Annotated in this window: 13 protein-coding genes; 6 read left to right on the top strand and 7 right to left on the bottom strand. The window is 41.7% G+C overall.

The features are described from left to right. Positions 1–29 precede the first annotated feature (29 nt). From H0W44_05970 to H0W44_05950, 5 genes are read left to right on the top strand one after another with little or no spacing between them, the layout of a single operon-like run. A complete protein-coding gene (locus tag H0W44_05970; GenBank protein ID MBA3581986.1) occupies positions 30–491 on the top strand; it encodes an SRPBCC domain-containing protein in 462 nt (153 codons plus the stop codon). Between the two features lie 23 nt (positions 492–514). Next, complete coding sequence (locus tag H0W44_05965) at positions 515–1084, top strand: polyisoprenoid-binding protein (GenBank protein MBA3581985.1); 570 nt, start codon at positions 515–517, stop codon at positions 1082–1084. A 42-nt stretch (positions 1085–1126) separates the two neighbouring features. Beyond that, on the top strand, positions 1127–1798 hold the full coding sequence (locus H0W44_05960) for a paraquat-inducible protein A (GenBank protein MBA3581984.1): 672 nt from the start codon (positions 1127–1129) through the stop codon (positions 1796–1798). A gap of 13 nt (positions 1799–1811) precedes the next feature. After that, the gene (locus H0W44_05955) at positions 1812–2453 is read left to right on the top strand and encodes a paraquat-inducible protein A (protein ID MBA3581983.1); all 642 of its coding nucleotides are present in this window, start codon (positions 1812–1814) and stop codon (positions 2451–2453) included. Further along, positions 2446–4119 (top strand): MCE family protein, encoded by a 1674-nt coding sequence (locus H0W44_05950; GenBank protein MBA3581982.1) that lies wholly within the window; start codon positions 2446–2448, stop codon positions 4117–4119. Before H0W44_05955 ends, H0W44_05950 begins: the two co-directional genes overlap by 8 nt. A 25-nt stretch (positions 4120–4144) precedes the next feature. Here the strand turns inward: H0W44_05950 and H0W44_05945 are convergent, their stop codons facing one another. Beyond that, positions 4145–4672 (bottom strand): methylated-DNA--[protein]-cysteine S-methyltransferase, encoded by a 528-nt coding sequence (locus H0W44_05945; GenBank protein ID MBA3581981.1) that lies wholly within the window; start codon positions 4670–4672, stop codon positions 4145–4147. 133 nt (positions 4673–4805) lie between these two features. On the opposite strand from H0W44_05945, the gene H0W44_05940 reads away from it, so the two are divergent. After that, entirely contained in the window at positions 4806–5465 is a 660-nt protein-coding gene (locus tag H0W44_05940) for a DNA-3-methyladenine glycosylase 2 family protein (GenBank protein MBA3581980.1), read from the top strand. Positions 5466–5481: 16 nt separating this feature from the next. On the opposite strand, the gene flgL is transcribed toward H0W44_05940, so the two are convergent. From flgL to flgG, 6 genes are all read right to left on the bottom strand, one after another. After that, positions 5482–6687 (bottom strand): flagellar hook-associated protein FlgL, encoded by a 1206-nt coding sequence (gene flgL, locus H0W44_05935; protein MBA3581979.1) that lies wholly within the window; start codon positions 6685–6687, stop codon positions 5482–5484. A 3-nt stretch (positions 6688–6690) separates the two neighbouring features. Then, positions 6691–8586 carry a flagellar hook-associated protein FlgK gene (flgK, locus tag H0W44_05930; GenBank protein MBA3581978.1) on the bottom strand — a complete coding sequence of 632 codons (1896 nt, stop codon included), beginning with the start codon at positions 8584–8586 and terminating at the stop codon, positions 6691–6693. A 28-nt stretch (positions 8587–8614) separates the two neighbouring features. Then, positions 8615–9541, bottom strand: coding sequence for a flagellar assembly peptidoglycan hydrolase FlgJ (flgJ, locus tag H0W44_05925; GenBank protein ID MBA3581977.1), 927 nt, complete (start codon positions 9539–9541; stop codon positions 8615–8617). 80 nt (positions 9542–9621) lie between these two features. Continuing rightward, positions 9622–10728, bottom strand: coding sequence for a flagellar basal body P-ring protein FlgI (locus H0W44_05920; protein ID MBA3581976.1), 1107 nt, complete (start codon positions 10726–10728; stop codon positions 9622–9624). Further along, the gene (locus H0W44_05915) at positions 10725–11393 is read right to left on the bottom strand and encodes a flagellar basal body L-ring protein FlgH (protein ID MBA3581975.1); all 669 of its coding nucleotides are present in this window, start codon (positions 11391–11393) and stop codon (positions 10725–10727) included. Before H0W44_05915 ends, H0W44_05920 begins: the two co-directional genes overlap by 4 nt. Positions 11394–11407: 14 nt before the next feature. Continuing rightward, positions 11408–12193: a flagellar basal-body rod protein FlgG gene (flgG, locus tag H0W44_05910; protein ID MBA3581974.1), complete on the bottom strand. Its 786-nt coding sequence runs from the start codon at positions 12191–12193 to the stop codon at positions 11408–11410. Positions 12194–12202: the final 9 nt, after the last annotated feature.

Raw genomic sequence — 12202 nt, 5'->3', positions numbered from 1 at the left:
AACATAGATATTTATCAAGAGGCCAGCCTATGACCCACCACAACACACAGCACGACAGTTTCGTTATTGAACGTCACTATCACACCACGCCTGATGAACTTTTTAATACGTGGGCCAGCGCAGAAGCAAAAGCACGCTGGTTTGCGGGGCCCGAGAGTTGGACCGTGATGAAACGCGAATTTGATTTCCGCGTGGGTGGCCGAGAATATCTCAGCGGCGAATTTAGCGATGGTGTCATCTCTACGTTTAGTTGTTATTATCAAGAAATCATACCTAGTCAACGCATTATTTATAGTTATGATATGCACCTGAACAACAAACGGATTTCAGTTTCACTGGTCACGGTTATTTTTAGCGCAATGAATAATGAGACCCAACTGACTTACACTGAACAAGCGGTGTTTTTAGATCCGCTAGATAATGCGCAGAATCGCAAACGCGGTACTGAAGCGTTATTAAATAATTTGGCTATATTAATCAACACCCAATAATAATTTAAAATTTAGGAGAAACCATGTTTAAAAAACAATCTTTATTTTGCTTATTACTACTGAGTTTTTGTATGCCTTCATTGGCGGCTAATTACACCATTGAACCGAGTCATACTTATCCAAGCTTAGAATTCTCGCACATGGGTTTATCCATTTGGCGCGGCAAATTTAATAAAACCAGCGGCAAAGTAACCTTAGATCGCGCAGCTAAAACGGGTAGCACCGAAATCATTGTTGATATTGCCAGCATCGATTTTGGTATGGATCTGATGAATGAATATGCGCTTAAAACCGAGTGGTTAAATGTCACAAAATTTCCCACGATGACTTATAAAGGCACTATTAAGTTTGATGGCGCTACGCCAATCGCGGTGGATGGTCAGTTAACTTTATTGGGCATAACGAAACCATTAAAGCTTAAAATAAATCAATTTAATTGTTTAACCGATCATCCCTACTACAAAACCGAAGTTTGCGGTGCTGACGCTGAAGGTGATTTAAATCGAGCGGATTTTGGTTTAACGCAATATACAGAAAACAATGCAGGGAAAATTCATCTGCGCATTCAAGTTGAAGCGATTAAAGATAAATAACATACAAATGACTAATCCACACATGCATACAAAGCTCAAGCAATGAGCACCTCTCTAAACATAACGGTGTGCCCCGATTGCGACCTGGTATTACCTAAACATGCATTACAAAATAATCAAGTCGCAATCTGTACACGTTGTGGTGCGGTCGTTTATCAAGAAAAAAAACATTATATTGATAAAACACTGGCTTTTAGTTTAGCGGGATTATTATTTTATATTCCCGCTAATATCTTGCCTATCTTGAGCTTTGGCATGTTGAGTTTTAACAGCACCAATACCATGTGGAATGGCGTAGAACATTTATTCGAAACCGGTTACTGGTGGATGGGTTTTTTAGTATTAATGTGCAGCATAGTCGTGCCTTTGCTGGATCTTACTTTATTATTGTTGATTAGTTTTTCTTTAAAGTTTGGCTTTAAAAGAAATAAAGTTCCGATAGTGAGACAAGAAAATACGTTAATTTCAAAAACTCATTTAAAACAACTTTTATTGTGGCAACAAACCATCAAAGACTGGGGCATGCTAGAAGTATACCTGCTCGGCATTGTCGTGGCGTATATTAAAATGCTTACCATGGGCAACATTGTAATTGGCACGGGACTTTATTGTTTTATAGGTATGGTATTGTCGACCTTGTTAGCCCAATCTTCATTTAACACCGAAAGCGGTTTTAATTATTTAGATTCAAATCACCCTGTCAAACAACATTAATAAAAATATAATCATGACAACATTCATAGGCGCCACAGCAAAACTTTCCGGATTAGCGCGTTGCGATGGCTGCAACAAAATTTCATTATTGCCGCGACTGCGTGATGATGAACACGCGTATTGTCCCCGCTGCACATCGGTACTACACACTAGAATCCCGCATAGCATTGCCAAGACGTGGGCGTTATTATTAAGCGCTGCGATTTTATTAGTACCCGCCAACCTCTATCCCGTTATGACGGTTATACATTTAGGTCAGGGCCAACCCGACACTATCGTATCTGGCATCATTCGTCTTGCACAAGCAGGTCTTTATCCAATTGCGGCGGTTGTATTTATCGCTAGCGTTTTAGTGCCTGCTATAAAATTAATAGGTTTAGTCATGTTGTTAGTAGCGATTCAGCGAAAACGCAAAATCAATCATCGTCAAGCGATAGTGATGTACCGCTTTATTCATATTATTGGTCGTTGGTCTATGCTCGATCTTTTTATAATTTCTATTTTAATCACGTTAGTTAACCTCGGCGCCCTTGCTACGATTCATGCTGGCGCAGGCGCAACCGCATTTGCTAGCGTAGTCGTAATAACCGTATTAGCAGCACATAGTTTTGATCAGCGTTTAATCTGGGATTTAGTGGAGAATAAAAATGAATAATCACGTGCAACACAATAATGAAATTACGCCGGACACCGCCGACGTTATTATTAAAGAAAAACACACTCCTTGGTTAATCTGGTTATTGCCCGCTATTACGTTAATGATTGGTGGATGGTTAATCTATAAAAGTTATGTTGATGCCGGCACCGAAATCCTTATTCATTTACCTAATGGCAGAGGCATTGTTGCTAATCAAACAGAAGTAAAATTTGAAGGCGTGCGTTTTGGTTTAGTAAAAGAAGTACAACTTGCGGACAATTTGCGAGGCGTAAATGCTGTTATTGAAATAGACAAACGCGCTGCTGCCGTATTGCAAGAAGATACGGTTTTTTGGGTTGTTGAACCGCAAATTTCTTTATCGCGCATTTCTGGATTGGACACCTTGGTTTCGGGCAGTTACATCACTTTCCAAATTGGTGAAAAACTCGGAAATATGCCAGAAAAAGATATATTAAAACTGAAACCGACCACCCGTGAATATACCGCATTAATAAAACCACCGTCTAAACCTACTTATTTAGGCGGCTTACATTTAGTGGTTACTTCAACCCGCCCTGCTTCCATTACAAGCGGGGCGTCCGTTAATTATCAAAAAGTAAAAGTCGGAGAAATAGAAAAGGTATCATTATCACAAGACGGAAAAACCGTTTATTACGATGTGTATATAGAAGAAAGCTATCGACATTTAATTAACGCTAGAACGCGATTCTGGGATGTCAGCGGCATAACAGTTCAAGGTTCATTAAAAAATGTTGAAATAAAAATGGACTCATTAAATACTTTATTAATTGGCGGGATTGCATTTGGCAATCCATCGAGTAGCGAAGGATTAGCACCTTTAAAAGACAATAATCATAAATTTGTTTTATTTCCTGATAACGATGAAGCGTTTTCAAAAAAACACTTAATCAGCATAGAATTTAAATCTGCCGATGGTTTATCGGCAGGCACGCCCATAAAATATAACGGCTTACAAGTCGGCGAAGTAGAAACGATAGAATTGAAAAAAAACCTGAAGGGAGTGGTAGCCACTGTAAACTTATTTGAGCACGCCAATCATATTGCCCGCTTAGATTCTAAATTTTGGATTATTAAACCACAGCTAGGTTTAACTGGATCACGAAACTTAGATACTTTACTTGAAGGACAATACATTACAGTAGAGCCTGGCAAAGGAAAAACGGCTAATCGCTTTGTAGGATTAGATAGCCCCCCTAATTTAAAATCTAATGTCAGCGGACAAGACTTAAAAATTATCTTGATTGCAAAACAACTGGGCTCGGTTAAACAAGGTGTGAAAATTTATTATCGCAATGTCGCAGTAGGACAAGTAGATGGTTTCGAGCTAGAAAAAGACGGTAGCCAAGTTCGCATTTATGCATCTATCGCCTATAAATACGCGCCGTTAGTTCGTACCAACACGCGTTTTTGGAATGCTAGCGGCATTAACGTAGGATATAAATTATTTAGCGGTTTAGATATAAAAACACAATCTATGGATACTTTATTAGAGGGCGGCATTGCTTTCGCAACACCTAATAATCCAGAGATGGGCGATGCTGTCGTTGCTGAAGCGAGTTTCGGATTAGCAGATGAAATAGATTCGGCATGGGAACAATGGCAACCCAATATTCCTTTGAATACCAATGCCATCAGTAACTAAATAGCGGCGTTGTTAAAAACTGAGTTTATATTTCTTTTTTTAACAACGCTTTTTTCCGCTCTATACCCCAACGATAGCCAGACAAATTACCATCTTGGCGCACGACGCGATGACATGGAATAGCCAAGGCCACCGGATTCGCAGCGCAGGCTAAGGCAACCGCCCGCGCTGCTTTTGGCATATTAATTTGGTTAGCGATATCCGTATAAGTAGCCGTTTTTCCTAATGGGATATTACGCAATGCGCGCCACACTTGTTGCTGAAAAGGTGTACCGCGTAAATCTAGAGCAAACTCCAGATCTGCGACAGGTTTGTCAATCCAATTAGCAATATGACTAATGACATTTTTGAGTTTATTATCATCAGCAATGATGTCTAATTTAGAAAATCGAGTTTGCAAAGCGTCTATTAAGCTCTCGGCATTATCACCCAACGCGATGGCGCAAATACCTTGATTGCTTTGTGCAACCAATATTAAACCCAAAGCACTTTTACCTACTGAAAAATGGATAATTTCTTTTACAGTAGCAGGACGATGAAGATTCGATGACATTCCGTATTCCTTGTAGACTTACTTAAATAATTACATTTAATTCGATTTCTAAATTGTGCTAATGATATCCTCAACGAATAATAACAAATAGCATGTATTTAAGCCTTAAACAAAACACCGACTAAATCCAAACATGATAAATCCAGACGTGATATATCCAGATAAGCAAATTCAAGCACATGCACATGGGAGTCAATATATTGCCGATATTGACGCTGATTGGGCGGCATTAGTACAACAAGTAGGCGTTTACGCACCGCAACTTCACGCTACCCGCGAACCTTATGAATCATTGATTCGCGCGGTGGCGTATCAACAACTTCACGGTAAAGCAGCGGCTACGATTATGGGTCGCTTTTTAAATCTTTATTCAAATGCGGACTTCCCTACTGCAAATGAAATTTTACGAACGGAGTTTGCTACTTTGCGTGCCTGTGGTTTTTCAGCACGTAAAGTCGAGACCATCCAAAATATTGCAAATGCTACAGTGGATGGCATTGTGCCTACTCGAAAAATAGCCGAGCAATTAAGCGATGAAGCATTAATTAAACAATTAATTACTTTAAAAGGCGTAGGACGCTGGACCGTAGAAATGATGCTAATGTTTACCTTGGCGCGTTTAGACATATTGCCCGTGGGTGATTTAGGCGTGCGCCAAGGTTATCGCTTGCTAAAATCATTAAACGTTGCGCCAACTGAAAAAGAAATGCATGCCGCCGGTTTAGTGTGTAGCCCTTACCGAACGATTGCCGCGTGGTATTTATGGCAGATACATTCGCTGCCAAAGCCATAACTAATTAGATTTTTATTTAGCGGATATAATTAAACAAGGACAAACCTTGAATACTCGCGAAACTTTGTTGATTCGCTTGCAAACTGGTTATTTGTAATTGCAAATCAGACACCGCTTTTGCGTAATCTACGTCCTGAATATTCGACAGCGTTTTTTGTAGTTGCAAACTCAAATCTTCATTTTCCGCCAAAGCATCATCTAAAGCATTTAAACGTCCGCCCACCCGCGTGCGCGCTTCTAGTAAATGATTAATGCCCTGCTCTAAATCGGATAGAGAATTTCCTAAGGTTTGTCTATTTTGCGCACGATCAACATCATTGGCTGGTGGTTGTTGCAAAGCGCCTATAATATTTTCCAGCGTTGCAAAAACAGACTGTTCACGCGCGGCCGAAACTAAAAATTGATCGCCGGTATTGGTGCTGCCATTAACGCTAACCGATAAGCCGTCAAAACTAATCGCTGCACCACTCGTATAAGGTTGTGCAGTTAATACCGTAGTGGCGGTATTAATATCTATCACATCAAAAGTATTCGCGGCTGTAAACTGAATACGATAATCATGATGCGTTAGTAAGCTGGCATTCACTACTCCGCCATCCGCAATAGTAGCGACGCCCGTATTAGTAAGCGCGGTATTGATAGAAAAACGCCCGTTGCCATTGCGCATGCCAGCAAATAAACGATCGCCTGCATCGCTACTCGCAATTTGACGATTTTCACTAATTTGTATAAAGCGCTGACCTTGATCGCCATTATAAGCAACGCTAGCGGCGGTTTTTTGAAAGGGCTGAGTATTCGTCGAATAACCGGCGAACAAATAATCGCCATTCGCGTCTACTGTATTTGCTAGATTTAATAATTCATCATAACGCTGTTGGATTTCAGTTCGATACGCGGTATACGTTTGATCCGTTTGTAGCGCTTGGTTATTCGCCGCAACAATCAATTCACGCACGCGTTGCAAAACATTACCCGCTTGTTCCAAAGTATTTTCTTCTAATGAAATGCGCTGGCCCGCAATATTAGCGTTAGCAGCAAACTGCTCTAAGCGGGATACTGATTGATTCAGATCTACCGCGCGTGCAGCACCGGCGGGATCATCGGACGGTGAAATAATACGCTTACCTGACGATATTTGATTTTGCAAATGCGCAACCGCCGCTTGTTGACGTTGCATATTTTTAACAAATTGTTGATACAGTAAAGAACTCGCGACTCGCATAAATTATCTCCCAAACGCTGCCAAAATCGTTTGAAACAAATTATCAGCAACCGAGATAACTTTGGCAGATGCCTCGTAAGCTTGCTGATAACGCACTAAATTCACCGCTTCTTCATCCAAATTAACGCCTGATCGCGCATCACGCGCGGCTTGTGCTTGCGAAACTAAATTATCTTGGGCGGTAGCATTAATTTCAGCTTGACGCGTTAAAGTACCAATTCTTCCCACGGTGCTTGCATAAGCGTTTTGTACTGTACCGCCCGCAATAATATTCGCACTTTGTAAATTGGCGAGCGCCAAGGCGTTGCGATTATCGCCATAACCATTGGTATTCACTTCCAATCTAAATCGATCACCATTTTGTGGAATACCACTAATGGATAAACGATTACCGTTCACATCAATATTTGCACCAGCCGTATAAGCGACGCCCGCAGAAATTGTTGTACTATCGGTGATGTTTAAAATATTAAACGTGGTCGGTGGATCATTAAAAACAATTTCTACAGTGTCACTAAAATCGGCGTTCGTAGCATCTAATGTTTGCACGTAACTAACATTAGCATTACCAATATTGCCGCTAAGCTGGCTAACACGCATCGGTGCAGCCGCAGCAATTTCAGAGGTAGTTAAAATCAGGCGATTTAATTGACTCGCTGCGCCATAGGTAGGTCGCACTAAAAATGTATCGCCAGCGACAGCACCGGCAGTGGCGCTTACCGTAAAACCATCCATGCTTAATGGGCCTGCACCCGTTATCGCATTATTATCCGATAAACGTGTCAACGTGTAATTTGCGCCATCATAACTCAAGCGATAATCCGACGTCGTTAACGCACCGGAATTAGTAATATTCACCGTAGCAGACGCGGTACCTGCATTTAACAAACTAGTAATGGCGGTGCCTGTTGGTGTACTAAAAAAATCTGCACCGGTATTGCCATTTAAATCCACACCTAAACTATGTTGCTGATTAAATTGATCAGCTAACGCGATCGTAATACGGCCCAATTCGTTGCGAGCGGGCGTTAATACTTCACGACGAAAATCTAATAAGCCACCTAACTCACCGCCGGTTAATTGATTATTAATTAACACTGTCCCCGTCGGCGTTTGGTAGCTAATAACATATTCAGCAAAATTATCAGGGTTTTGTTGGTTAACTAATTGACGTGCATCTGTACTAGCAACCAGCGCTTGTCCATTGCCAATAAAAACATTCAACGCGCCAGTATCTTCTTCTAAGGTAGTCACTTTTACTAGTTTCGATAAATCTGTTACTAATTTATCGCGCTGATCGTATAAATCATTGGGTAATAAAGTACCACCGGCTTGGCCTTGCGCAATGATGATGGTTTTATTTAATTCAGCAATATTGTTAGCGATGCGATTAATATCAGTAGTGATCTCTCCCATCCGCGCATTCACTTCTTTTTCTTGTGTATACAATTGCTGATCTAAAAATAGCAAACGATTGCTAAGATTATCACCCTCGCCCAATAAAACTTGTCTTGCAGATGTGGACGTAGGATCCGTTGCGACATCTTGCATGCTATTAAAAAAACGTTGCAAGGTCGGCGCTAAACTACCACCACCATCGGCGAGCAAATTATCAACACGACTAGATAGAGAATGAAAGATATTCAAGCGCGACTGATCCGATAAACCTTGTTGCAATTGTTTATCAATAAATTGATCGCGCACCCGCGTAATAGTGGTGGCATTAACACCGCGTCCCACAAAGCCATTGCCAAAATATTGCGGTAAGCGCGATTGTAGTTCTACTTTTTGCCGCGAATAACCTTCCGTGCTGGCATTCGAAATATTGTGGCTCGTAGTTGTCAGCACGCGCTGAAAAGCGATTAAACCGCTGACACTGGTTTTGAGCATATCGGTCACAGCGTTACCTCAATGATGAAGTTCATGATTAGCGCAGCGCAAACATTGGGCTAGTCGAAAGTGATGCAGATTGCGTATTACTTGCCTCTACTATCGGCTGATAGGTCAGATTCTTGACTTCATTTAATGCGCTTTTTAAGACGCTGCCATTTAAAATGCCCAATAATTTCTGTTGATATTGCGGATCGGTCGCATATCCCGCTTGCGCTAATGCGGCGGTGAATTTTGTAGCGTCCCCTTGGGTTTCCAACGCTGCGCTATAACGAGGATTTTTTTCAATAAAATTTGCAAAATCATTAATCGCAGTGGCTACCGAATCATACGCACGAAAATTATCTTGTTTGCGCTGCATCGCACCCGCTGAAAATTCATGCGTCCATTGCAAGGTTTTCTCACCGTCATAAGCAGTATCTGCTTTTATGCCAAATAAGTTATAACTGCTTTCATTGCCCGTGTTTGCATTGGCCGACATAACATTCGCGCCCCAACCTGTTTCTAAGGCAGCAACCGCAATAATGGCTTCTGGCGAGGTGTTTAATTTAGCCGCAGCAATTGAGGCATGCGGATAAATATCTTTAACGAAACTTTGTGGATTACTCCAAACGGGCTGTTTAGTCTCTGGGCTTTTTGTCGTTGAGTCCGGTAGCGGATTATTATTTTGATTGGTATTCGGACTCACGCTCGGTAAAGCTGTTTTAATTTCAGCATTCGAGGTTTGATCTGGTAATTGTTCGGCAATTATTTTAGCGAATCCTAAAGTGCCTCTCTCGGCTAATACTTTAGCCAGATGTTGATTGAGCATGTCTTGATATAACGATTCGCTATCGCTATGCATAAGTTCACTTTTGGCGACGGTGTCTTGCATACTGTCTAACATTGACTTCAACATTATTTGTTCAAATTGCTGCGCGACTGATTCACGCTGATTTTTCTCAACGTTTTTCCCAGTCAACATTTTTGATGGCGTAGCCTTAGCTGCGCTCTCAGCGCTGCTTAAACCATTTAGCTGTAATTGGCTGCGTGCATCTATCATCACTAAATCACAATCAATTGTGCACGCAAAGCGCCGGCTTCACGTAAGGCTTCAAGAATGGCGACCAGATCTGAAGGCGAAGCGCCGACTTGATTTACCGCGCGCACAATTTCATCTAAGGTCACGCCGGGGTTAAATAAAAACATACGGTCGCCCGCGTCTTCTTCTACTTTTATTTCACTGCGTTTAACGGTTTTGGTTTCGCCATTCGAAAACGGACCCGGCTGACTCACATCAGTACGCTCACTAATCGTTACGACTAAATTACCGTGTGACACTGCCGCAGGTAATACTTTAACGTGCGCACCAATAACAACAGTGCCGGTACGTGAATTCACAATGACCTTGGCTGAGGTTTCGCCGGGTTCTAATGTTAAATTTTCTAGAAACGAAACAAAACCCACTCGTTGTTGCGCTTCAGCGGGCGCTTTAACAATGATGCTGGTAGCATCAATCGCCATTGCCACTTCTGAACCCATCGCTTCATTGATCGCTAAACATAAACGGGTTGCGGTCGTAAAATCGGCGCGATGCAAATTCAGAACTAATTTTGGATCTGACGCGAATGAATTAATAACCGTACGTTCAACGGTTGCACCATTAGGAATGCGGCCACTACTGGGTATATTAACTGTGATGCTAGAACCATCGCTGCCGCTCACACCAAAACCACCGACAATTAAACTGCCTTGCGCCACAGCATACACTTGACCATCTGCACCCCGCAGCGGTGTCATTAATAAAGAACCACCACGCAAACTTTTTGAATTACCAATGGATGAAGCGGTGATATCAATCGTTTGCCCTTGTTTTGCAAACGGCGGCAACTCTGCGTGTATCGCTACGGCTGCTACATTTTTTAATTGGGGCGTTACGCCAGGCGGTAAAGTAATACCGTATTGATTTAACATGCTTTTTAAACTTTGCACCGTAAACGGCGTTTGACTGGTTTGATCACCCGTACCATCTAAACCCACTACTAAACCATAACCGACTAATTGGTTAGGACGCACTCCCGCTACATCGGCTAAATCTTTAATGCGTTCTACTGCTTGTGCCGTAGTGGCTATGCAGAATAATAAAAATATCACGATGCGAATATTTTTCATAAAGGCCACCAGCTGCTATTAAGGAATCGCGTTAAAGGGCCTGGTTTATTACTATTACCAACAATGCCATTGCCGCCATAAGTAATTTCAGCAGCGGCTATTTGCGTCGACAAAATAGTATTGTCAGGAGAAATATCAATCGGGCGCACAATGCCTTTGACGCGTACGACTTCACTACCTTCATTTAGTGTCAGTAATTTTTCGCCTTTCACTAATAAATTACCGTTACCCAGCACTTCAGCAACCGTAACGGTGACGTTGCCACTTAAATTATTACTTTGCGCACTGTTTCCTTGTCCTGAAAAGCTAGAGTCTTGACTTAAGCTAGTGGTAAACAAAGGATTGCCTTTATGCACAGGCACATGTCCTAAAATAGTAGGATTCGCAATACTGACTTCATTGGCGCGCTTCGCGGAAGTTTTTGCAGACTTGCTCGCTTGAGTACTTTCTTCTAACACGACGGTGATTGTGTCACCGACGCGACGTGCTTTAATATCTTCAAATAAATATTGCGCTGTTAATGGACTGTAAATGGTGCCGTTCGGTTTTAATTGATAATCAACTTGTGACGGTTGCGTAGGTGCGTATTCTGGATTACGCAAATCATCCATGCTAGCGCAAGCGCTTAACATAACTATAAAAAATATAATAATTAGACTACGCATCAGTATTATCCTGACTAAAGGTTATTGTTTAAATACTGCAACATATTGTCAGCGGTTTCGATGGCTTTAGAATTAATTTCATAAGCGCGCTGGGTTTCAATCATGCTCACTAATTCTTCAACAATATTAACGTTGGATGTTTCTAAAGAACCTTGCGTTAAAGTACCTAAACCATTTAATCCTGGCGTGCCAGGTTGCGGTGAACCACTCGACGCTGTTTCAGAAAATAAATTTTCACCGCGCGGTTGCAAGCCGGTTGGATTTACAAAATCCACTAATTGCAAAGTGCCAATCTGCGTGGGTGATGCACTACCCGATTGCAACGCGGTGATAGTGCCATCTGCTCCAACACTGACGCTTAAAGAGCCTTGCGGAATTGTAATACCAGGTTGCAATGCATAACCGGTTGAGTTTACTACTTGACCTTGCGAATCAATTTGAAATTCACCATTGCGCGTATAACCGGTGGAACCATCGGGTAATAAAATCTCGAAAAAACCGCGCCCTTGAATAGCCATGTCTAAAGGATTACCGGTCAACGTTAAATTACCTTGAGTATGTAATTTTTCAGTAGCGACAGGCCGCACGCCGGTACCCAGTGAAAGTCCGCTCGGCAATTGTGTGTCTTGTGATGATGCAGAACCTGATTGGCGAATATTTTGATACAGCAAATCTTCAAAAACCGCTCGATCTTTTTTAAATCCAGTGGTATTTACGTTTGCTAAGTTATTAGCAATCACTGTCATTTTAGTTTGCTGCGCATCTAAACCGGTTTTCGCAACCCATAATGCTTGATTCATGTTTTTATC

This window comes from Gammaproteobacteria bacterium (genome assembly GCA_013817245.1).
Taxonomy (GTDB): domain Bacteria; phylum Pseudomonadota; class Gammaproteobacteria; order HTCC5015; family HTCC5015; genus JACDDA01.
This window is presented reverse-complemented; position numbering and strand designations above follow the sequence as displayed.

Coding starts and splice junctions, on each gene's coding strand:
- H0W44_05970 (MBA3581986.1), top strand. CDS start 30: ATGACCCACCACAACACACAGCACGACAGTTTCGTTATTGAACGTCAC.
- H0W44_05965 (MBA3581985.1), top strand. CDS start 515: ATGTTTAAAAAACAATCTTTATTTTGCTTATTACTACTGAGTTTTTGT.
- H0W44_05960 (MBA3581984.1), top strand. CDS start 1,127: ATGAGCACCTCTCTAAACATAACGGTGTGCCCCGATTGCGACCTGGTA.
- H0W44_05955 (MBA3581983.1), top strand. CDS start 1,812: ATGACAACATTCATAGGCGCCACAGCAAAACTTTCCGGATTAGCGCGT.
- H0W44_05950 (MBA3581982.1), top strand. CDS start 2,446: ATGAATAATCACGTGCAACACAATAATGAAATTACGCCGGACACCGCC.
- H0W44_05945 (MBA3581981.1), bottom strand. CDS start 4,672: ATGTCATCGAATCTTCATCGTCCTGCTACTGTAAAAGAAATTATCCAT.
- H0W44_05940 (MBA3581980.1), top strand. CDS start 4,806: ATGATAAATCCAGACGTGATATATCCAGATAAGCAAATTCAAGCACAT.
- flgL (MBA3581979.1), bottom strand. CDS start 6,687: ATGCGAGTCGCGAGTTCTTTACTGTATCAACAATTTGTTAAAAATATG.
- flgJ (MBA3581977.1), bottom strand. CDS start 9,541: ATGTTGACTGGGAAAAACGTTGAGAAAAATCAGCGTGAATCAGTCGCG.
- H0W44_05920 (MBA3581976.1), bottom strand. CDS start 10,728: ATGAAAAATATTCGCATCGTGATATTTTTATTATTCTGCATAGCCACT.
- H0W44_05915 (MBA3581975.1), bottom strand. CDS start 11,393: ATGCGTAGTCTAATTATTATATTTTTTATAGTTATGTTAAGCGCTTGC.
- flgG (MBA3581974.1), bottom strand. CDS start 12,193: ATGAATCAAGCATTATGGGTTGCGAAAACCGGTTTAGATGCGCAGCAA.